The sequence below is a fragment of the Streptomyces sp. NBC_01635 genome (genome assembly GCF_045209715.1).
Taxonomy (GTDB): domain Bacteria; phylum Actinomycetota; class Actinomycetes; order Streptomycetales; family Streptomycetaceae; genus Streptomyces; species Streptomyces hirsutus.
Genome location: NZ_CP109277.1, coordinates 2,085,708 through 2,107,375, shown reverse-complemented (window position 1 = coordinate 2,107,375; position 21,668 = coordinate 2,085,708). Strand labels below are relative to the sequence as shown.

15 protein-coding genes and 2 rRNA genes are annotated in these 21,668 nt (G+C 69.6%); 13 read left to right on the top strand and 4 right to left on the bottom strand.

The features are described 5' to 3' along the window. The first annotated feature begins 274 nt into the window (after positions 1-274). Both OHB56_RS10010 and rrf read left to right on the top strand, forming a co-directional pair. A 23S ribosomal RNA gene (locus tag OHB56_RS10010) occupies positions 275-3,397 on the top strand. A 103-nt stretch (positions 3,398-3,500) separates the two neighbouring features. Then, positions 3,501-3,617: ribosomal RNA gene (gene rrf / locus OHB56_RS10005) — 5S ribosomal RNA — on the top strand. Between the two features lie 119 nt (positions 3,618-3,736). Here the strand turns inward: rrf and OHB56_RS10000 are convergent. Further along, positions 3,737-5,023: a hypothetical protein gene (locus OHB56_RS10000; RefSeq protein ID WP_406359321.1), complete on the bottom strand. Its 1,287-nt coding sequence runs from the start codon at positions 5,021-5,023 to the stop codon at positions 3,737-3,739. Positions 5,024-5,134: 111 nt separating this feature from the next. Between OHB56_RS10000 and OHB56_RS09995 the strand changes: the two genes are divergently transcribed. Beyond that, on the top strand, positions 5,135-5,950 hold the full coding sequence (locus OHB56_RS09995) for a hypothetical protein (RefSeq protein ID WP_406358989.1): 816 nt from the start codon (positions 5,135-5,137) through the stop codon (positions 5,948-5,950). A 100-nt stretch (positions 5,951-6,050) separates the two neighbouring features. On the opposite strand, the gene OHB56_RS09990 is transcribed toward OHB56_RS09995, so the two are convergent. After that, positions 6,051-7,343 carry a DUF1015 domain-containing protein gene (locus OHB56_RS09990; RefSeq protein WP_326751933.1) on the bottom strand — a complete coding sequence of 431 codons (1,293 nt, stop codon included), beginning with the start codon at positions 7,341-7,343 and terminating at the stop codon, positions 6,051-6,053. Between the two features lie 70 nt (positions 7,344-7,413). Here OHB56_RS09990 and OHB56_RS09985 point away from each other — a divergent pair, with 70 nt between their 5' ends. The 4 genes from OHB56_RS09985 to OHB56_RS09970 all read left to right on the top strand — a co-directional run bounded on the left by OHB56_RS09985 (position 7,414) and on the right by OHB56_RS09970 (position 11,513). Continuing rightward, positions 7,414-8,445, top strand: a complete 1,032-nt coding sequence (locus OHB56_RS09985) for an HAD hydrolase-like protein (protein WP_406352750.1) — start codon at positions 7,414-7,416, stop codon at positions 8,443-8,445. A gap of 73 nt (positions 8,446-8,518) precedes the next feature. Continuing rightward, complete coding sequence (locus tag OHB56_RS09980; RefSeq protein ID WP_326751932.1) at positions 8,519-9,565, top strand: iron chelate uptake ABC transporter family permease subunit; 1,047 nt, start codon at positions 8,519-8,521, stop codon at positions 9,563-9,565. After that, entirely contained in the window at positions 9,562-10,599 is a 1,038-nt protein-coding gene (locus tag OHB56_RS09975; protein ID WP_326751931.1) for an iron chelate uptake ABC transporter family permease subunit, read from the top strand. The genes OHB56_RS09980 and OHB56_RS09975 overlap by 4 nt, the downstream gene beginning before the upstream one ends. Next, entirely contained in the window at positions 10,596-11,513 is a 918-nt protein-coding gene (locus tag OHB56_RS09970; protein ID WP_406352747.1) for an ABC transporter ATP-binding protein, read from the top strand. The genes OHB56_RS09975 and OHB56_RS09970 overlap by 4 nt, the downstream gene beginning before the upstream one ends. Here OHB56_RS09970 and OHB56_RS09965 read toward each other — a convergent pair. Next, positions 11,497-11,844: an SCP2 sterol-binding domain-containing protein gene (locus tag OHB56_RS09965; RefSeq protein WP_326751929.1), complete on the bottom strand. Its 348-nt coding sequence runs from the start codon at positions 11,842-11,844 to the stop codon at positions 11,497-11,499. The genes OHB56_RS09970 and OHB56_RS09965 overlap by 17 nt on opposite strands. 42 nt (positions 11,845-11,886) lie before the next feature. Here OHB56_RS09965 and OHB56_RS09960 point away from each other — a divergent pair, with 42 nt between their 5' ends. The 5 genes from OHB56_RS09960 to OHB56_RS09940 all read left to right on the top strand — a co-directional run bounded on the left by OHB56_RS09960 (position 11,887) and on the right by OHB56_RS09940 (position 17,551). Beyond that, a complete protein-coding gene (locus OHB56_RS09960) occupies positions 11,887-12,267 on the top strand; it encodes a hypothetical protein (RefSeq protein WP_406352745.1) in 381 nt (126 codons plus the stop codon). Positions 12,268-12,274: 7 nt separating this feature from the next. Further along, positions 12,275-13,090 carry a TlyA family RNA methyltransferase gene (locus OHB56_RS09955; protein ID WP_326751927.1) on the top strand — a complete coding sequence of 272 codons (816 nt, stop codon included), beginning with the start codon at positions 12,275-12,277 and terminating at the stop codon, positions 13,088-13,090. Further along, a complete protein-coding gene (locus tag OHB56_RS09950) occupies positions 13,087-13,992 on the top strand; it encodes an NAD kinase (protein WP_326751926.1) in 906 nt (301 codons plus the stop codon). Before OHB56_RS09955 ends, OHB56_RS09950 begins: the two co-directional genes overlap by 4 nt. Before the next feature lie 171 nt (positions 13,993-14,163). Further along, positions 14,164-15,882 carry a DNA repair protein RecN gene (gene recN / locus OHB56_RS09945; protein ID WP_326756949.1) on the top strand — a complete coding sequence of 573 codons (1,719 nt, stop codon included), beginning with the start codon at positions 14,164-14,166 and terminating at the stop codon, positions 15,880-15,882. 532 nt (positions 15,883-16,414) lie between these two features. Continuing rightward, positions 16,415-17,551 carry a glycosyltransferase family 4 protein gene (locus OHB56_RS09940; protein ID WP_406352743.1) on the top strand — a complete coding sequence of 379 codons (1,137 nt, stop codon included), beginning with the start codon at positions 16,415-16,417 and terminating at the stop codon, positions 17,549-17,551. Positions 17,552-17,648: 97 nt separating this feature from the next. Here the strand turns inward: OHB56_RS09940 and OHB56_RS09935 are convergent, their stop codons facing one another. Further along, complete coding sequence (locus OHB56_RS09935; protein ID WP_326756948.1) at positions 17,649-19,451, bottom strand: glycoside hydrolase family 15 protein; 1,803 nt, start codon at positions 19,449-19,451, stop codon at positions 17,649-17,651. A gap of 529 nt (positions 19,452-19,980) precedes the next feature. Between OHB56_RS09935 and OHB56_RS09930 the strand changes: the two genes are divergently transcribed. Next, positions 19,981-21,627, top strand: coding sequence for a CTP synthase (locus OHB56_RS09930; RefSeq protein ID WP_326751920.1), 1,647 nt, complete (start codon positions 19,981-19,983; stop codon positions 21,625-21,627). The last annotated feature ends 41 nt before the right edge of the window (positions 21,628-21,668 follow it).

The window sequence follows — 21,668 nt, the reverse complement described above, 5'->3', positions numbered from 1 at the left end:
ACACCGGCGCACGTCCGGTGCTGGTGGCTCATGGGTGGAACGTTGATTAGTCGGCCGGTCGTTTCGGGCCGAGGACTGCGAGTACTGCCCCCCTTGCCGGGGGTGTGGAAAGCACGATCCTCGGACGGGGACCGGTCGGGCACGCTGTTGGGTGTCTGAGGGCACGGCCGTATCGGCTGCCTTCAGTGCCGACCCCGGTACAGCATCGCGTCAGCGGTGTGTGACGGGTGGTTGGTCGTTGTTTGAGAACTGCACAGTGGACGCGAGCATCTGTGGCCAAGTTTTTAAGGGCGCACGGTGGATGCCTTGGCACCAGGAACCGATGAAGGACGTGGGAGGCCACGATAGTCCCCGGGGAGTCGTCAACCAGACTTTGATCCGGGGGTGTCCGAATGGGGAAACCCGGCAGTCGTCATGGGCTGTCACCCATACCTGAACACATAGGGTATGCGGAGGGAACGCGGGGAAGTGAAACATCTCAGTACCCGCAGGAAGAGAAAACAACCGTGATTCCGGGAGTAGTGGCGAGCGAAACCGGATGAGGCCAAACCGCAGGCGTGTGAGACCCGGCAGGGGTTGCGCATGCGGGGTTGTGGGATCTCTTATTTCATGGTCTGCCGGCCATGAGGCGAGTCAGAAACCGTTGATGTAGGCGAAGGACATGCGAAAGGTCCGGCGCAGAGGGTAAGACCCCCGTAGCCGAAACGTCAACGGCTCGTTGAAGAGACACCCAAGTAGCACGGGGCCCGAGAAATCCCGTGTGAATCCGGCGGGACCACCCGCCAAGCCTAAATATTCCCTGGTGACCGATAGCGGATAGTACCGTGAGGGAATGGTGAAAAGTACCCCGGGAGGGGAGTGAAATAGTACCTGAAACCGTGTGCCTACAAGCCGTGGGAGCGTCGCGTTGAGTGCTTGCACTCAACGTCGTGACTGCGTGCCTTTTGAAGAATGAGCCTGCGAGTTTGCGGTGTGTTGCGAGGTTAACCCGTGTGGGGAAGCCGTAGCGAAAGCGAGTCCGAACAGGGCGACGCAGTAGCATGCCCAAGACCCGAAGCGGAGTGATCTAGCCATGGGCAGGTTGAAGCGGAGGTAAGACTTCGTGGAGGACCGAACCCACCAGGGTTGAAAACCTGGGGGATGACCTGTGGTTAGGGGTGAAAGGCCAATCAAACTCCGTGATAGCTGGTTCTCCCCGAAATGCATTTAGGTGCAGCGTCGCGTGTTTCTTGCCGGAGGTAGAGCACTGGATAGGCGATGGGCCCTACCGGGTTACTGACCTTAGCCAAACTCCGAATGCCGGCAAGTGAGAACGCGGCAGTGAGACTGTGGGGGATAAGCTCCATGGTCGAGAGGGAAACAGCCCAGAGCATCGACTAAGGCCCCCAAGCGTACGCTAAGTGGGAAAGGATGTGGAGTCGCACAGACAACCAGGAGGTTGGCTTAGAAGCAGCCACCCTTGAAAGAGTGCGTAATAGCTCACTGGTCTAGTGATTCCGCGCCGACAATGTAGCGGGGCTCAAGCGTACCGCCGAAGTCGTGTCATTGCAGCTATAGGGCCAACGCCCGCTGTGATGGGTAGGGGAGCGTCGTCTGCCGGGTGAAGCCGCGCCGGAAGGCAGTGGTGGACGGTTGACGAGTGAGAATGCAGGCATGAGTAGCGATACACACGTGAGAAACGTGTGCGCCGATTGACCAAGGGTTCCTGGGTCAAGCTGATCTGCCCAGGGTAAGTCGGGACCTAAGGCGAGGCCGACAGGCGTAGTCGATGGATAACCGGTTGATATTCCGGTACCCGCTGTGAAGCGTCAAACATTGAATCGGGCGATGCTAAGTCCGTGAAGCCGTTCCGGACCCTTCGGGGAAAGGAAAGTGGTGGAGCCGACGAACCCAACCCGTAGTAGGTGAGTGATGGGGTGACGCAGGAAGGTAGTCCAGCCCGGGCGGTGGTTGTCCCGGGGTAAGGGTGTAGCCCGTCATCCAGGTAAATCCGGATGGCATAAGGGTGAGACCCGATGCCGAGCCGATTGTGGCGAAGTGGATGATCCTATGCTGTCGAGAAAAGCCTCTAGCGAGTTTCATGGCGGCCCGTACCCTAAACCGACTCAGGTGGTCAGGTAGAGAATACCGAGGCGTTCGGGTGAACTATGGTTAAGGAACTCGGCAAAATGCCCCCGTAACTTCGGGAGAAGGGGGGCCATGTCCGGTGATGAGGTTTTCCCTCTGAGCTGGGTGTGGCCGCAGAGACCAGCGAGAAGCGACTGTTTACTAAAAACACAGGTCCGTGCGAAGCCGTAAGGCGATGTATACGGACTGACGCCTGCCCGGTGCTGGAACGTTAAGGGGACCGGTTAGTCACTCTTCGGGGTGGCGAAGCTGAGAACTTAAGCGCCAGTAAACGGCGGTGGTAACTATAACCATCCTAAGGTAGCGAAATTCCTTGTCGGGTAAGTTCCGACCTGCACGAATGGCGTAACGACTTCTCGACTGTCTCAACCATAGGCCCGGTGAAATTGCACTACGAGTAAAGATGCTCGTTTCGCGCAGCAGGACGGAAAGACCCCGGGACCTTTACTACAGTTTGATATTGGTGTTCGGTTCGGCTTGTGTAGGATAGCTGGGAGACTTTGAAACTCGGACGCCAGTTCGGGTGGAGTCGTCGTTGAAATACCAGTCTGGTCGTGCTGGATGTCTAACCTGGGTCCGTGATCCGGATCAGGGACAGTGTCTGATGGGTAGTTTAACTGGGGCGGTTGCCTCCTAAAGAGTAACGGAGGCGCCCAAAGGTTCCCTCAGCCTGGTTGGTAATCAGGTGTTGAGTGTAAGTGCACAAGGGAGCTTGACTGTGAGACCGACGGGTCGAGCAGGGACGAAAGTCGGGACTAGTGATCCGGCGGTGGCTTGTGGAAGCGCCGTCGCTCAACGGATAAAAGGTACCCCGGGGATAACAGGCTGATCTTCCCCAAGAGTCCATATCGACGGGATGGTTTGGCACCTCGATGTCGGCTCGTCGCATCCTGGGGCTGGAGTCGGTCCCAAGGGTTGGGCTGTTCGCCCATTAAAGCGGTACGCGAGCTGGGTTTAGAACGTCGTGAGACAGTTCGGTCCCTATCCGCTGCGCGCGCAGGAGTCTTGAGAAGGGCTGTCCCTAGTACGAGAGGACCGGGACGGACGAACCTCTGGTGTGCCAGTTGTCCTGCCAAGGGCATGGCTGGTTGGCTACGTTCGGGAGGGATAACCGCTGAAAGCATCTAAGCGGGAAGCCTGCTTCGAGATGAGGACTCCCACCCACTTGATGGGGTAAGGCTCCCAGTAGACGACTGGGTTGATAGGCCGGATATGGAAGCACGGTAACGTGTGGAGTTGACCGGTACTAATAGGCCGAGGGCTTGTCCTCAGTTGCTCGCGTCCACTGTGTTAGTTCTGAGACAACGAACAGTTGTCGGCTTTGAGTAGAACATAAAAGAAAAGTGTGCTTGTTCGCTCGAAACCATTAGGGTTTCGGTGGTCATAGCGTAGGGGAAACGCCCGGTTACATTCCGAACCCGGAAGCTAAGCCTTATTGCGCCGATGGTACTGCAGGGGGGACCCTGTGGGAGAGTAGGACGCCGCCGAACAATCTTTGGAAGGACCCCTGGTCACCAGCGTTCAGCTGGGGCCAGGGGTCCTTTTTTATTTTCTGGAGCGCGTCGGATGTCCGGCTGCGCGAGAATATTTGCAGTACCTAAGACAGGAGTCACCGATGTCCACCAACTCTCCCGACGACCGACCGGAGCGCGACCAGCGGCGACGGGACAGTGGTGACCGTTCGGACCGAGGCGGCCCGCGGAGCGCCGGCCCGCGTCGATCCAGCGACCGCGACCGTGGGGTCCGTCGGGACGATCGGCGTGACGACCGAGGTGCCGGCCGGCCGGAGCGGGGCGGTTTCCGCGGCCGGGACGACAGCCGAGGTGACAGCCGTGGCGGTGAGCGGGGCGGTTACCGCGGGCGTGATGACAGCCGTGGTGGGGACCGGGGCGCTGACCGTGGTGGCTTCCGGCGTGATGACAGCCGCGGTGACAGCCGTGGCGGCGAGCGGAGCGGATACCGCGGCCGGGACGACCACCGCGACGACCGTGGTGGCTTCCGGCGTGATGACAGCCGTGGCGGCGAGCGGGGCGGATACCGCGGGCGGGATGACAGCCGGGGCGGGGACCGTGGTGGCTTCCGTCGCGACGACGACCGGGGATACGGCCGACGTGACGATCACCGTGGCGAGCGCCGAGATGACCGACGTGATGATCGTCGGGACGACCGGCGCAGTGACGACCGTGGCGAGCGGGGCGGTTTCCGCGGCCGGGACGACCACCGCGGTGGTGACCGCGGTGGGTTCCGTCGGGACGACAGTCGCGGTGGGGACCGGGGCGCTGACCGTGGTGGCTTCCGGCGTGATGACAGCCGCGGTGACAGCCGTGGCGGCGAGCGGAGCGGATACCGCGGCCGGGACGACAGCCGGGGCGGGGACCGTGGTGGCTTCCGTCGCGACGACGACCGGGGATACGGCCGACGTGACGATCACCGTGGCGAGCGCCGAGATGACCGACGTGATGATCGTCGGGACGACCGGCGCAGTGACGACCGTGGCGAGCGGGGCGGTTTCCGCGGCCGGGACGACCACCGCGGTGGTGACCGCGGTGGGTTCCGTCGGGACGACAGTCGCGGCGGGGACCGGGGCGGGGACCGTGGTGGCTTCCGTCGCGACGACAGCCGCGGTGACAGCCGTGGCGGCGAGCGGAGCGGATACCGCGGCCGGGACGACAGCCGGGGCGGGGACCGGGGCGCTGACCGTGGTGGCTTCCGTCGCGACGACAGCCGTGGCGGTGAGCGGGGCGGATACCGGGGCCGGGACGACCACCGCAGTGGGGACCGCGGTGGGTTCCGTCGGGACGACAGTCGCGGCGGGGACCGGGGCGCTGAGCGTGGCGGCTTCCGTCGCGACGACAGCCGCGGTGACAGCCGTGGCGGGGACCGTGGTGGCTTCCATGGCCGGGACGAGCGTGGCGGGCGGCCCGGTGGGTTCCGTGGGCGCGACGACCGGCACGGTGGCGGCCGGTTCCGTGAGGAGCGGGAGCGCGACCGGGAGCCCATCAAGCGGCTGCCGATCTCCGAGGACGTCACGGGCGAGGAGATCGACAAGGACGTACGGCAGGAGTTGCAGAGCCTGCCCAAGACGCTCGCGGAGGATGTCGCCAAGAACCTGGTGATGGTCGCCCGGCTGATCGACGAGGACCCCGAGGCCGCGTACGGCTACTCCAAGGTGGCGCTGCGACTGGCGTCGCGCGTCGCCGCCGTACGGGAGGCCGCCGGCTTCGCCGCGTACGCCAACCAGAAGTACTCCGAGGCGCTGGCCGAGTTCCGGGCGGCGCGGAGGATGACCGGCACCGCGGAGCTGTGGCCCCTCATGGCCGACTGCGAGCGTGGGCTCGGGCGGCCGGAGAAGGCGCTGGACATGGCCGGTGCCCCCGAGGTGCAGAAGCTGGACAAGGCCGGGCAGGTCGAGATGCGGCTCGTCGCGGCCGGTGCGCGGCGCGACATGGGGCAACTGGACGCCGCCATTGTGACGCTCCAGAGCTCCGAGCTGGCGTCCCAAGCCGTACAGCCGTGGACCGCGCGGCTGCGCTACGCGTACGCCGACGCGCTTCTCGCCGCCGACCGGGCGGACGAGGCCCGGGAGTGGTTCGCGAAGGCCGTGGAGGCCGACCGGGACGGCAGCACCGACGCCTCGGACCGGCTGGCCGAGATGGACGGCGTGGAGTTCATCGACGCGCATGACGAGGCCGACGCGGACGTCGACGCCGCCTCCGACACCTCGGCCGACGAGGCCGAGACCGAGGACGTGCGCACGGACCTGGACCCGGACCCGGACAACGGCGATGCGGACAAGGCCGAGACCGACGTCGACAAGGACTGACGCCTGACGCCCGGCGCCTGAGCGTCCGGACGCACGAAGGGGTGGGATTCCCGGTTCACCGACCGGGAATCCCACCCCTTCGTGCGTTACCGGCGACGCGTCACACGTCGAACGCGCGCAGTACCAGCCCCGAGGCCGGCTTGGGGCCGAAGGACGTCGATTTGCGGGGCATGGTGACGCCCTGGCGGGCGAGGTCGCGGACGACTTCCTCGCGGACCGGATGCATCAGCACCGCCGTACCGCCGTCGCGTTCCGCCTTCTCGACGGTCGCGGCCGTGTCGTGGATGTAGGCGATGTGGGCCGGGGAGTCCTCGGGGATGTGCCACACCTGGGCCAGGAGCGTGGAGTGCAGGACCGTCGCGTCCAGGGTGCGCCAGGCTTCCGGGCGGTCGGCGGGGACCGTACGGGACAGCAGATCCGGGTCCGGGCGGTCGACGAGGTGGAAGGCGCCGTCGCCGGCCAGGAGGAAGGCGTTGCCCGCACCGGCAGCCCCGGCCAGCACCTCCATGGCCTCCGGCAACGCGGCGTCGATGCGGCGGACCCGGAACAGGCCGTCGAGGGCGGCCAGCGCGTCCGCGACGGGCAGGCCGTGCAGCAGGCGGTGGATGGCGCGCACGCGCAGCGGGTAGCGGGCCGTGTCGACGAGGAGCACCAGGCCGTGGTCCCAGGGGCTGGGGGAGGGGTGCTGCGCGCGCAGGCGGCGGTAGGTCGCCCAGCGGTGGTGACCGTCGGCGATGAGCGCCTGCTGGCCGGCCAGGTCGGTCCGGACCGTGGCCAGGTCCTCGGGGCCGGTGAGGGACCACAGCCGGTGGTGGAAGCCGTCCTCCGTGGTGGTCGCGAGGACGGGAGGCGTCTTGGCCGTGCGCTCGATCAGGTCGGCGGTGGCGGTCGCCGATCCGTCGCCGGGGTAGGTCAGCAGCAGGGGCTCGAGGTTCGCCGAGGTGGCCAGCATCAGGGCCGCGCGGTCGGCGACGATGTGCGGCATGACGTCCTCGTGCGGCAGGACCAGCCGCTCGTCGGGGTCCGACACCCGCAGGGCGCCGATGATCCCGCGCTGCAGCAGACCGTCGCCGTCGCGCTGTTCGTAGACGTAGAGACCGGGTTCGGGGTCCGTGGTCAGGACGCCCTCGGCCCGCCAGCGGTTCAGGGTCTCGGCGGCCTGGGCATTGCGGGCTTCGGGGGTTTCGGCCTCGGGCAGGATCAGCCGGACGATGTTGTACGGGTCGGCGGACTGCAAGTGATGCAGACCGTCCGGGCGGACGACGACGTCGTACGGCGGGGATGTCACGGCGGCCAGGCTGCCGACCCGTTCGGGGTCGTAACGAAGGCCTCGGAACGGGGTGAGTTCCAGGCCTCGGCGCACCTTCGCTTCCGAGGGACCTGCAGTCTTCATCCAGGCATCGTACGGTCTCGGTGACATGGGGGATGATCGGGGAAAGCCGTCGAACGAGGAGCGATGCACAATGAGCCGAAGCGTCAGGACGAGGCCCGAGGGCAGTGGGCAGGCCCTGAGCGAGGCGTACGACACGGCGCTGCTGGACCTCGACGGTGTGGTGTACGCGGGTGGGAAGGCGATCGTCCACGCGGTGGAGTCGCTGGCCGCAGCCGGCGCCGGGGGCATGCACCTGGCGTACGTGACGAACAACGCCCTGCGCACGCCGGACACCGTCGCCGCGCATCTGACGGAGCTGGGGATACCGACGGAGGCCGCCGATGTGATCACATCGGCGCAGGCGGTCGCGCGGCTGGTGAGTGAGCAAGTGCCGCCGGGGGCCAGGGTGCTGGTGATCGGTGGCGAGGGCCTGCGGGTGGCGCTGAGCGAGCGCGGGCTGACGCCCGTGGAGTCGGCGGACGACGACCCGGCGGCGGTGGTGCAGGGATACGGCGGTCCCGACTTCCCGTGGGGGCGGTTCGGGGAGGCGAGTTACGCGATCGCGCGTGGGGTGCCGTGGTTCGCGTCCAACACGGATCTGACGATCCCCAGCGGCCGGGGCATCGCGCCGGGCAACGGGGCGGCGGTGGAGGTCGTACGGATCGCGACGGGCGCCGAGCCGCAGGTGGCGGGCAAGCCGCTTCCGCCGATGCACCGGGAGACGATTCTGCGGACGGGCGCCGAGCGGCCGCTGGTGGTGGGCGACCGGCTGGACACGGACATCGAGGGCGCGTTCAACGGCGGTGTCGACTCCCTGCTGGTGCTCACGGGCGTGACCGACGGGGCGCAGCTGCTGGCGGCTCCGCCACAGCACCGGCCGACCTTCGTCGACGCCGATCTGCGCGGGATGCTCACCGGGCAGCCGGAGGTCGTCGCGGCGGACGGCGGCGGATTCCGGTGCGGTGGCTGGACGGCGACGGCGGCCGGTGAGCGCCTGGAGCTGGACGGGGAGGGTACGGCTCTGGACGGACTGCGGGCGTTGTGCGCGGCGGCGTGGACAGTGGCGGGCGACGGCGGGTGCCGGCTGGACGGGGGGAAGGCACTGGCGCGGCTGGGGCTGTGAGGAGTGCGCGGTACCGGACGGCCGGGGATCCGAGGAGTCGTGATCGAATAGGAGGGTAGGCTAACCTAACTGCGTGTTGGTCGAGAGTCCCCCCGAACAGCGCGCGGACACTGCCCCCGCGCATCCGAACCGCCGGGCGCCACTCCGTGTCCCAGGGCTGTTCCTCTCCGCCGTGATCCTGGTGCTCGTCGCCCTGGCGAGTATCGCGATCGGGGCGAAGGACCTGTCCCTGCAACAGGTCTGGCACGGCCTGTTCGAGGATTCGGGCACCTACGGCGACGCCGTCGTCGCCGACCGGTTGTCACGGACCGTTCTCGGCGCGCTCGCCGGTGCCGCGCTCGGCCTGGCGGGAGCGGTCCTCCAGGCGCTGACCCGTAATCCGCTGGCCGATCCCGGACTGCTCGGCATCAACGCGGGTGCGTCCGCGGCGGTCGTCACGGCCATCACCTTTTTCGGCGTCACCTCACTGTCCGGCTACGTGTGGTTCGCGTTCTGCGGGGCTGCGGCGGTCGGGGCACTGGTGTGGTTCCTCGGCGGCAGCCGGGGCGCGACACCGGTGCGCCTGGTACTCGCCGGCACCGCGATCACCGCCGCGCTGTTCGGCTACCTCCAGGCGGTCATGATCCTGGACGAGGCCGCCCTGGGCAGGATGCGTTTCTGGACGGTCGGATCGCTGTCCTCGGCGAACAGCGCGATCATCCAGCAGGTGCTGCCGTTCCTGCTGACCGGCTTCGTCCTGGCGCTGTTGCTCGCCCGGCCGCTGAACGCCATGGCCATGGGCGACGACACCGCCAAGGCCCTCGGCGCCCATCTGAACCGCACACGAGGGCTGGCCATGCTCGCCGCGACCCTGCTGTGCGGGGCCGCGACGGCCGCCTGCGGGCCGATCGCCTTCATCGGTCTGATGGTGCCGCACGTGGTGCGCTCGTTCACCGGACCCGACATGCGCTGGATCCTGCCGTACACGGCGGTCCTGTCGCCCGTACTGCTGCTCGGCGCCGATGTGATCGGCCGCGTCCTGACCCGGCCCGCCGAACTCCAGGTCGGCATCGTCACCGCGATCCTCGGCGGCCCGGTGTTCATCTATCTCGTACGACGGCGGAGGACGGCCCAGCTGTGAAGACCCACCGTGCCGTGCGCACCCCCGGCGGCCTCTCGCTCCGGGTGGACGTGCGCACTCTCGTCGTCGGCACCCTGCTGCTGCTCGTCGCGCTCACCGCGAGCGTGGTGCTGATCGGCACCGGCGACTTCCCGATACCGGCCGCCGACGTGGTCCGGACGCTGCTGGGCGAGGGCGACCCGGGCCAGGAGTTCATCGTCACCGAACTGCGGCTGCCCCGGGTCCTGGTGGGACTCCTCGTCGGTGCCTCCCTAGGTCTCGCCGGTGCGCTGTTCCAGTCCATCTCCCGCAACCCGCTGGGCAGTCCGGACGTCCTCGGTCTGGGCCAGGGCGCCACGGCCGGCGCGCTCGTGGTGATCGTGCTGTTCTCCGGAACCGCCAACCAGGTCGCCCTCGGCGCCCTGGTCGGCGGACTGGCGACCGGGTTCGCCATCTACGTGCTCGCCTGGAAGCGGGGGGTGCACGGATACCGGCTGGTCCTGGTCGGTATCGGTGTCTCGGCGGTCGTCACCGCGGTCAACGGCTATCTGCTCACCAAGTCCGACATCGTGGACGCGGCCCGTGCGATCGTCTGGATGACCGGTTCCCTCGACGGCCGCGACTGGGACCAGGTCTGGCCCCTGCTCGCGCTGTGCGCCCTCCTCGTACCGCTGGTTCTCGCCAACTCCCGTGGGCTCAGGATGATGGAGATGGGCGACGACGTGTCGTACGCCCTCGGGGTCCGGGTGGAGCGCGTACGGCTGGTGCTGATGCTGTCCGCGGTCCTGCTCACCGCGGCGGCGACGGCCGCCTCCGGGCCGGTCGGCTTCGTCGCGCTCACCGCGCCGCAGCTCGCCCGGCGTCTGACCCGTTCGCCCGGGCCGAACCTGGTGCCGGCGATGTGCATGGGCGCCGCCCTGCTGGTGAGCGCCGACTGGATCTCGCAGCGGGCCTTCGGCGCCGAGCAGTTGCCGGTGGGCGTGGTCACCGGCGTGCTCGGCGGTGTCTACCTGCTGTGGCTGCTGGTCACCGAACGCAGGGCGGGCCGGATATGAGGCGACCGACCAACGGACCGGCCGACCGACAGACCGGCGGGCTGAACAACCGAAGGAGCACTGTGAACCGACTGTCCGCCGAGGACGTCACCCTCGCCTACGACCAGCGTGTCATCGCCGAGCAGTTGTCGGTGGAGATACCGGACAACTCCTTCACCGTGATCGTCGGCCCGAACGCCTGCGGCAAGTCCACGCTCCTGCGGGCGCTGTCCCGGATGCTGAAGCCAAGCCGGGGACGGGTGCTGCTGGACGGTCAGGTCATCCAGTCGATGCCCGCCAAGAAGGTGGCCCGCACCCTCGGACTGCTGCCCCAGTCGTCGATCGCGCCCGACGGGATCACCGTCGCCGACCTGGTGGGGCGCGGCCGGTATCCGCACCAGGGCATCCTGCGTCAGTGGTCCACCGAGGACGAGCGGGTCGTCCAGGAGTCGATGGCCCGGACCGGCATCGCCGACCTCGGCGAACGCCATGTCGACGAACTCTCCGGCGGGCAGCGGCAGCGCGTGTGGATCGCCATGGCGCTCGCCCAGGAGACCCCGCTGCTGCTCCTCGACGAGCCGACGACCTATCTGGACATCCAGCACCAGATCGACGTACTGGACCTGTGCGCGGAACTGCACGAGGAGCAGGGCCGCACCCTGGTCGCCGTCCTGCACGACCTCAACCACGCCGCCCGGTACGCCACCCACCTCATCGCGCTGCGCGAAGGGAAGGTCATCGCGAAGGGTGCCCCGAAGGAGATCGTCACCGCCGGGCTGGTCGAGCAGGTCTTCGGCCTGAGCTGCCAGGTCATCGACGACCCCGAGACGGGTACGCCCCTGATCGTGCCGGCCGCCCGCAAGGCGCGGACCGCGGTGAAGCAGGACACGGGCAAGCAGGCCGCGGCGAAGGTGGGAGCTAGAGAAGCTTCCTGAGGTGGAGCAGGTCGAGCAGGCCTGCCTCCAGCTTCACCCGGCCCGACCCCCACGCCCTGGCGAAATGCAGTTCGCCGTCGACCAGGGCCAGCAGGTCGTCCCCCTTCATGGCGAGCCTGACCTGGGCCCGCTCGCGCGGAGCACCCTCGAGAGTGTCGTGCACCTCGATCCGCCCGCCGGTGAGCCGGCCGGCGAAGGTCACGTCCAGGTCGGTGACATGGCAGCTGACCGAGCGGTCCATCGCCACGGCCGCGCGGACGTCGCCCTCGGTACGCTGCATGGAGTCGGACAGTCTGCCGAGTGCGGCACGGCATTCCTCGATCGTGGCCATCGTGGACGACGGTACCCCAGCGGTTCGCGGTAGCGTCGGGGCATGAACGACGCAGTACCCCAGCCGGGGAGCGCGCAGCAGCCGCTTCCGCGGGCGGAGCATCCCGGGGCACCGGCCGAGGAGGCCACCCCCCGGGCCGTGCCCGAGTACGCCCCCGCCGCCCCCGCGCCCCTGAACGTGCCCCGCACCCCCACCGGCAACGCCGAGGTGGACGCGCGGGTGGAGCGACTGGCCGACGCCGACCACCTCGCCACGGACGGCCATGTCGAGGTGTACGAAGATGTGCACCGGGGGCTGCGCGACGCGCTCACCGCGCTCGACGCCCGCCCGGGACCTCCGGTGCCCACCCGTCACCCGACCGCCGCCCCTCAACGGGGCCCTTCGGGCCACGAGTCCGATCCGACGTACCGACAGGGGAGCTGAACCGAACGTGGCAGGAGTCGCACGCCGCCGTCTCGACGCGGAACTGGTCCGCCGGAAGCTCGCCCGGTCGCGTGAACACGCCGGTCAGCTGATCGCCGCCGGGCGGGTCAGCGTCGGCAGGACCGTCGCGACCAAGCCCGCCACCCAGGTGGAGACCGCCGCCGCGATCCTCGTCGCCGAGGACGCCGGCGACCCGGGTTACGTGTCGCGCGGCGGTCACAAGCTCGCCGGCGCGTTCGAGGCGTTCGTGCCGCAGGGGCTGGTCGTCCAGGGGCGGCGGGCGCTGGACGCCGGTGCCTCGACCGGTGGCTTCACCGACGTCCTGCTCCGGGCCGGGGCCGCGCACGTGGTCGCCGTGGACGTCGGATACGGACAACTCGCCTGGTCTCTCCGAAACGATGAACGCGTCACCGTCAAGGACCGTACGAACGTACGGGAGTTGACGCTTGAAGCAATCGATGGGGAGCCTGTGGATCTTGTCGTGGGGGATCTGTCCTTCATCCCGCTCGGGCTGGTCCTGCCCGCCCTGACACGGTGCGTGCGGCCGGACGCCGATCTGGTGATGATGGTCAAGCCGCAGTTCGAGGTGGGCAAGGAGCGGCTGGGCAGCGGCGGCGTCGTCCGCAGCCCGCAGTTGCGCGCCGAGGCCGTGCGGGGAGTGGCCGCCAAGGCCTGGGAGCTGGGACTGGGGGCGAAGGGTGTGACCGCGAGTCCGCTGCCCGGACCCTCGGGGAATGTCGAGTACTTTCTGTGGCTGCGGGCCGGGGCTCCGGAACTGGACCCGGCCGACGTCGACCGTGCAGTGGCGGAGGGGCCGCTTTGACACCGAACCGAGTGCGTACCGTTTTCCTGCTCGCCCACACCGGCCGCCCGGCGGCCATCCGCAGCGCGGAACTCGTGGTCAAAGGGCTGCTGCACTCCGGACTCGGGGTGCGGGTGCTGGAGACCGAGGCACGGGACCTGCCGCTGCCGGACGAGGTGGAGACCGTCAAGGAGGCCACCCCCGAGTGCCTCGACGGCTGCGAACTGCTGATCGTGCTGGGCGGCGACGGCACCCTGCTGCGCGGCGCGGAGTTCGCCCGCGCCTCGGGCGTGCCGATGCTCGGCGTGAACCTCGGCAGCGTCGGCTTCCTCGCCGAGGCCGAACGGGACGACCTCGACAAGGTCGTCGACCGGGTGGTGAGCAAGGCGTACGAGGTCGAGGAACGGATGACCGTCGACGTCGTCGTGCACCAGAACGGCACCATCGTGCACACGGACTGGGCGCTGAACGAGGCCGCCGTGCAGAAGGTGTCCGCCGAGCGGATGCTGGAGGTCGTGCTGGAGATCGACGGGCGTCCGGTGACCGGGTTCGGCTGCGACGGCATCGTGTGCGCCACCCCGACCGGATCGACCGCGTACGCGTTCTCCGCCGGCGGGCCCGTGGTGTGGCCCGAGGTCGAGGCGCTGCTGATGGTGCCGATCAGCGCGCACGCCCTGTTCGCCAAGCCGCTGGTGACCTCGCCGGACTCGGTGCTCGCGGTGGAGATGCTGCCGCACGTCCCGCCCGGCGTGCTGTGGTGCGACGGGCGTCGGACCGTGGAGCTGCCCGCCGGCGCGCGGGTGGAGGTCCGGCGCGGTGCCGTCCCGGTCCGGCTGGCCCGGCTGCATCACGCCTCGTTCACGGACCGGCTGGTGGCGAAGTTCGCACTGCCGGTCTCGGGGTGGCGGGGAGCACCGCACTAGCACGCGCGTTCCCCTTCGTCCGGCCTCCGCCCGCGCCGTACCGGGGCGCCGGGACCCGCCGGTGAGCGGGGCCCGCTCACGGGTGACGACCTGCGGTGTTTTCGTCCGGGCGGGGGGCGGCGTCGCACGGTGCGAGGAAAACCTCGTAAGGTCTGGGACGTGTTGGAGGAGATGCGGATACGGTCGCTCGGAGTCATCGACGACGCCGTGGTCGAGCTTTCACCCGGCTTCACCGCAGTCACCGGTGAGACGGGCGCGGGCAAGACCATGGTGGTCACCAGTCTCGGGCTGCTGCTGGGGGGCAGGGCGGACGCGGCCCTGGTGCGGATCGGTGCCAGGAACGCGGTCGTCGAGGGGCGGATCGCCGTGCCCGAGGGCGCCGCGGCCGCCGCACGCGCGGGAGAGGCCGGGGCCGAGCTCGACGACGGGGCGCTGCTGATCAGCCGTACCGTTTCCGCCGAGGGGCGCTCCCGGGCCCACCTGGGCGGGCGGAGCGTGCCCGTGGGGCTCCTCGCCGAGATCGCCGACGACCTGGTGGCGGTGCACGGGCAGACCGACCAGCAGGGGCTCCTCAAGCAGTCCCGGCAGCGGCAGGCGCTCGACCGGTACGCGGGCGACGCGGTCGCCGGGCCGCTCGCCGAGTACACGGGGGCGTACAAGCGGCTGCGGGCCGTCACCACGGAACTCGAGGAGCTCACCACCCGCGCGCGTGAACGGGCCCAGGAGGCCGACATGCTGCGTTTCGGGCTCGACGAGATCGCCGGTGTGGAGCCCCGCGCCGGCGAGGACGTGGAACTGGCGGAGGAGGCCGAACGGCTCGGGCACGCCGAGGCCCTGGCGTCCGCCGCGTCCCTCGCCCACGCCGCTCTCGCCGGAAACCCGGAGGACCCCGAGAGCGTCGACGCGGGAACGCTCGTCGCGGGCGCCCAGCGGGCCCTGGAAGCCGTCCGGGCGCACGATCCGGAACTGGCCGCGCTCACCGACCGGATCGGCGAGGTCGGCATCCTGCTGCGGGACGTCGCCGGGGACCTCGCCGGGTACGCCGACGACCTGGACGCCGACCCACTGCGGCTGGCGGCGGTCGAGGAACGCCGGGCCGCGCTCACCGGGCTCACCCGCAAGTACGGCCAGGACATCTCCGCCGTGCTGGCCTGGGCCGAGGAGAGCGCCGCGCGCCTCACCGACCTGGACGGCGACGACGAGCGGATCGAGGAACTCACCGCCGAACGCGACCGCCTGCGTGCCGAACTGGGCGGGCTGGCACAGACCCTCTCCCAGGCGCGCACCGAGGCCGCGGAGCGCTTCGCGGCCGCCGTCACCGCGGAGCTCGCCTCCCTCGCCATGCCGCACGCGCGCGTGTCGTTCGACATCCGGCAGACGGAGGACCCGGACGGCGTCGAGGTCGGCGGGCGCACGGTCGCCCACGGACCGTCGGGCGTCGACGAGGTCGAGCTGCTGCTCGCCCCGCACCCCGGCGCGCCGCCCCGGCCCATCGCCAAGGGCGCCTCCGGCGGTGAGCTGTCGCGCGTGATGCTGGCCGTGGAGGTCGTGTTCGCCGGGACGGACCCGGTGCCCACGTATCTGTTCGACGAGGTCGACGCCGGTGTCGGCGGCAAGGCGGCCGTCGAGATCGGGCGGCGGCTCGCCAAGCTGGCGAAGAGCGCCCAGGTCGTGGTCGTCACCCATCTGCCGCAGGTGGCCGCCTTCGCGGACCGGCAGCTGCTGGTGGCGAAGACGAACGACGGCACGGTCACCCGGTCCGGTGTGAAGGTGCTCGAAGGGGAGGACCGGATCCGGGAACTGTCGCGGATGCTGGCCGGCCAGGAGGACTCCGAGACGGCCCGCGCCCACGCGGAGGAACTCCTGGCGACGGCACGCGCGGACGGCTGACAGCCCCGCGCGGACGGCTGACGGAGCCGGCGGTCGGCCGGTCGTCCACGGAGGCGTCGGCCGACAGGAGGCACTTGGAGCCCCGAACACCATGGGCGCCCGGCTCGCGGCGTCCGGCACGCACTCCCCCGAGCTCTGCGAGCAGGGGGGACCCCCAGCCGCGTTGCCCAAAGGTCCTGGCAGCTCCTCCCCCACTCTCGGCTCCGCTCAAGCGGGGGGACCCCCATCGAGGACCTTCCGGCGCCTTGCGATCGCACGCTCCCCCAAGCTCTCGGCTCCGCTCGAGCAGGGGGGACCCCCATGACGCCGCGAGCTGATCGGACTCCCCTTGTGTTCGGAGCTCTCAGTCACTCGTACGGGTGACGTTTCCGTCCGCTCCGCTGCGGACGGCCGCTCCGGTCGTTGCCGGAAGTCCCTTGCTTCCTGGCATGCTTGACCGAGCACGCGTAGGAGACCGTGCGGTCCATCCTCTCCGCACGGTCCTTCTGTACGTTCTTCGGGACCACCCGACCCGAACCAGGAGCTCGGCCACGTGACCCCCGTGAGTAGCCACTCACCGCACGGCCAGACGCCGCTGCGCACCGTGCAGGTGCTGGGCGGCGGCACTGCCGCGACCAGCGCCCACGTGCGCTCGCTGGCCGCGGGGCTCGTCGCGCGGGGCGTGCGGGTCACCGTGTGCGCCCCCACCGAGGCGGAGCACGCCTACGACTTCACGGGCGTCGGCGCCGAGCACGTGCACGTGCCGCGCAGCAGCGACCCCGGCTCGTTGTCCGCGCTGCGGGCGGCATGCGCGGATGCCGACCTGGTGCACGCGCACGGTCTGCACGCCTCTTTCAGGACCGTGCTCGCCCTCGGCGGGCGGCGCACTCCGCTGATCGTCACCTGGCACGACCGGGCGCCCGCCGAGGGCGCCCGCGCGCACGTCCTGCGGCTGATGGAGCGGCGGGTCGTCAAGGCGGCCACCGTGGTGCTCGGGACCACCTCCGCCCTGGTCGACCGGGCACGCCGGAGAGGAGCGCGGGACGCGAGGCTGGCGGCCGTCGCCTTCCCCGGGCTGCGCACGGCCCCGCAGGCGGAGGACCCGGACGGGTCGCGGCTCAAACTCCTGGCCGAACTCGGTGCCACCGGCCGCCCGTTGCTGATCGCGGTCGGCGCCCTCGAACGCGACCGCGGCCACCACACCCTGCTCGACGCCGCACACGGATGGCGCCTCCTCGACCCCCAGCCGCTGGTCGCCGTCGCGGGGGAGGGGTCGCTGCGCGGTGAACTCCAGCGCCGGATCACGGACGAGGACCTGCCGGTCCGGCTCGTCGGCCGGCGCGACGACATCACCGACCTGCTGGAGGCCGCCGACCTCGCGCTGCTGCCGAGCCGACGGGAGGGACGCTCCGTCCTCGCCCAGCAGGCCCTCCACGCGCGCGTGCCGCTCGTCGCGGCCGACGCCGGCGGCATCCCCGAACTGGTCGGCGACGCCGCCGAACTCGTCCCGTACCGCAACGCGCGTGCCCTCGCCGACGCCGTCGTACGGCTCCTCGGCGACCCCGGACGCCGGGACGAACTCAGGGCCAGGGGCGCCCGGCAGGCGGCCGGATGGCCGACGGAGGACGAGGCGGTGGCCCAGGTCCTCAGCGTCTACGACGAGTTGACGCAGCCCCGGCCCCTGATCTGAGACCACCGGACCGGACGCGTCGCCTTCTGCGCGGGGCCACCGCTCCCGGCCGCCTCCGCCGGACGGGCCGGGCCCGTCCGGCGGACAGCGTGCCCGCTCAGCCCCCGTACGCCCCCGAGGCCGTCAGGCGCAGGGCCGTGTCGATGAGGGGGACGTGACTGAAGGCCTGCGGGAAGTTGCCGACCTGGCGCTGCCGCACCGGGTCCCACTCCTCGGCGAGCAGGCCCAGGTCGTTGCGCAGGGCCAGCAGCCTCTCGAACAGCCTGCGGGCCTCGTCCACGCGGCCGATCATCGCCAGGTCGTCGGCCATCCAGAACGAGCAGGCGAGGAAAGCGCCCTCGTCGCCCGGCAGCCCGTCGACGCCCTCGTCGGAGCCCTCCGTCGGGTAGCGCAGGATGAAGCCGTCCGAGGTGGACAGCTCGCGCTGGATCGCCTCGATGGTGCCGATCACCCGCTTGTCGTCCGGCGGCAGGAAGCCCATCTGCGGGATCAGCAGCAGCGAGGCGTCCAGCTCCTTCGAGCCGTACGACTGCGTGAACGTGTTGCGCTCCTTGTCGTAGCCCTTCTCGCACACGTCCCGGTGGATGTCGTCACGCAGCTGCTTCCAGCGCTCCAGCGGGCCGTCCACGTCACCGGACTCGATGAGCTTGATGGTGCGGTCGACGGCGACCCACGCCATCACCTTGGAGTGCACGAAGTGCCGGCGCGGGCCGCGGACCTCCCAGATACCCTCGTCCGGTTCCGTCCAGTGCTTCTCCAGGTACTGGATCAGCTTCAGCTGGAGCAGGGACGCGTAGTCGTTGCGGGCCAGGCCCGTCATGTGGGCCAGGTGCAGGGCCTCGGTGACCTCGCCGTACACGTCCAGCTGGAGCTGGTGCGCCGCGCCGTTGCCCACCCGGACCGGGGCGGAGTTCTCGTAGCCGGGCAGCCAGTCCAGCTCCGCCTCGCCGAGCTCGCGCTCACCGGCGATGCCGTACATGATCTGCAGGTTCTCCGGGTCGCCGGCCACCGCGCGCAGCAGCCACTCGCGCCAGGCGCGGGCCTCCTCGCGATAGCCGGTGCGCAGCAGCGAGGACAGGGTGATCGCCGCGTCCCGCAGCCAGGTGTAGCGGTAGTCCCAGTTGCGGACGCCGCCGATGTCCTCCGGCAGGGAGGTGGTGGGCGCGGCGACGATGCCGCCGGTCGGGGCGTAGGTGAGTGCCTTCAGCGTGATCAGGGAGCGGATCACGGCCTCGCGGTAGGGGCCGTGGTACGTACAGTGCTCCACCCACTCCCGCCAGAAGTCCTCCGTCGCCTCCAGCGACTGCTCCGGCTCCGGCAGCGGCGGCGGCTCCTTGTGCGAGGGCTGCCACGACAGCGTGAACGCGATCCGGTCGCCCGGTGACACCGTGAAGTCCGAGTACGTCGTCAGTGACTCCCCGTACGTCTCGGCGGACGTGTCGAACCACACCGAGTCCGGGCCCGCGACGGCGACCGTGCGTCCCTCGTGCTTGTGCACCCACGGCACCACCCGGCCGTAGGAGAACCGCATCCGGAGCGCCGAGCGCATCGGCACGCGGCCCGAGACGCCCTCCACGATGCGGATGAGCTGCGGCGCACCGTCGCGCGGGGGCATGAAATCGGTCACCCGGACCGTGCCGCGCCCGGTGTCCCACTCGGACTCCAGGATCAGCGAGTCGCCGCGGTAGCCGCGCCGGGTCGCGGCCGGCGGCGGGGCATCGGCGGCGTGCGCCGGGCCGATCCGCCAGAAGCCGTGCTCTTCGGTGCCCAGCAGGCCGGCGAAGATGGCGTGCGAGTCGAAGCGGGGAAGGCACAGCCAGTCCACCGTGCCGTCCCGGCAGACCAGGGCAGCGGTCTGCATGTCTCCGATGAGTGCGTAATCTTCGATGCGCCCGGCCACGTGCAACTCCAGTCGAACGGCCACGTCACCCCGCGAGGGGTTGTCGCTGGTGCGGTCAAGGGGTTTTTGGAATGAGTTGTTGAGCGATGAAGCAAAGCAGTCGCTCAGCGGTGAATGCAAAGCGCCCATTGTTACTCAACGAACTGACGAGCTTGCGTTGTTCCGGTGAGACGGGCGGGGGTGGTGCCGTTCGGCCGGCCGGGCTCGCCAGCGGGTGTCCGAGCAGGATACGACGCACGTAGACGGTCTGTGTGCCGCTCCGGCCAACGCGCATCCGCCGAACGGGTGAGCAGAGGGTGAGGGACGTGTGACGGGTCACGGAAGCGTGTCCGCGCATGCGCGGAGCGTGCCCGGACAGCATCGCCCCGCGGCGCTGATACGCTGGTAGCCCGTGGACCGGTGGGCCCCTTCCCCGGAGGGGAAATCCAAAAAGGGCACCCCCGAACCGCAGCGACGGCGTCGCCGGAATCCTCCGGCAGCCGGTCGCCCCGCACCCCCAGACCGCGACCACGGGAGCCCCCTCTTGGCCATGCCAAAATCCACGACGACCAAGCACATCTTCGTCACGGGGGGTGTCGCCTCCTCGCTCGGCAAGGGGCTGACCGCCTCCAGCCTCGGCATGCTGCTCAAGGCCCGCGGTCTGCGCGTCGTCATGCAGAAGCTCGACCCGTACCTCAACGTCGACCCCGGCACGATGAACCCCTTCCAGCACGGTGAGGTCTTCGTCACCAACGACGGCGCCGAGACCGACCTGGACATCGGGCACTACGAGCGCTTCCTCGACCGCAACCTGGACGGCTCCGCCAACGTCACCACGGGCCAGGTCTACTCGACCGTGATCGCCAAGGAGCGGCGCGGCGAGTACCTGGGCGACACCGTGCAGGTCATCCCGCACATCACCAACGAGATCAAGCACCGCATCCGCCGCATGGCGACGGACGAGGTCGACGTCGTGATCACCGAGGTCGGCGGCACGGTCGGCGACATCGAGTCGCTGCCGTTCCTGGAGACCGTCCGCCAGGTGCGGCACGAGGTCGGCCGCGACAACGTGTTCGTCGTCCACATCTCGCTCCTGCCCTACATCGGCCCTTCGGGCGAGCTGAAGACGAAGCCCACCCAGCACTCGGTCGCGGCGCTGCGCAACATCGGTATCCAGCCGGACGCGATCGTGCTGCGCTGCGACCGCGAGGTACCGACCGCGATCAAGCGGAAGATCTCGCTGATGTGCGACGTCGACGAGGCCGCCGTGGTCGCCTGCCCCGACGCCCGTTCGATCTACGACATCCCGAAGGTCATCCACACCGAGGGCCTGGACGCCTACGTCGTGCGCAAGCTGGACCTGCCGTTCCGGGACGTGGACTGGACGACCTGGGACGACCTGCTCGACCGGGTCCACAACCCCGACCACGAGGTCACCCTCGCCCTGGTCGGCAAGTACATCGACCTGCCCGACGCCTACCTCTCGGTCACCGAGGCGCTGCGCGCGGGCGGCTTCGCCAACAAGGCCCGGGTGAAGATCAAGTGGGTCACCTCCGACGACTGCAAGACCGCGGCCGGCGCCCAGGCGCAGCTCGGTGACGTCGACGCCATCTGCATCCCCGGCGGCTTCGGGGACCGCGGGGTGCTCGGCAAGGTCGGCGCGATCCGCTTCGCGCGCGAGAACCGGATTCCGCTGCTCGGTCTCTGTCTGGGCCTGCAGTGCATCGTGATCGACGCGGCCCGCAACCTCGCGGACATCTCCGACGCCAACTCCACCGAGTTCGACCCGGCGACCTCCCACCCGGTCATCTCCACCATGGCCGAGCAGCTCGACATCGTCGCCGGTGAAGGCGACATGGGCGGCACGATGCGGCTCGGCATGTACCCGGCCAAGCTGGCCGAGGGCTCGATCGTGCGCGAGGTGTACGACGGCAAGGAGTACGTCGAGGAGCGCCACCGGCACCGCTACGAGGTGAACAACGCCTACCGCGCGGAGCTGGAGAAGAAGGCCGGCATCGTCTTCTCCGGCACCTCCCCGGACGGCAAGCTCGTCGAGTACGTCGAGTACCCGCGCGAGGTCCACCCGTACCTGGTCGCGACCCAGGCGCACCCGGAGCTGCGCTCGCGTCCGACGCGTCCGCACCCGCTGTTCGCGGGCCTCGTCAAGGCCGCGGTCGAGCGGAAGATCTCGAAGTAGCACACCGGTTGTACGGTTGCCGGGGCGCGGAACACTCAATC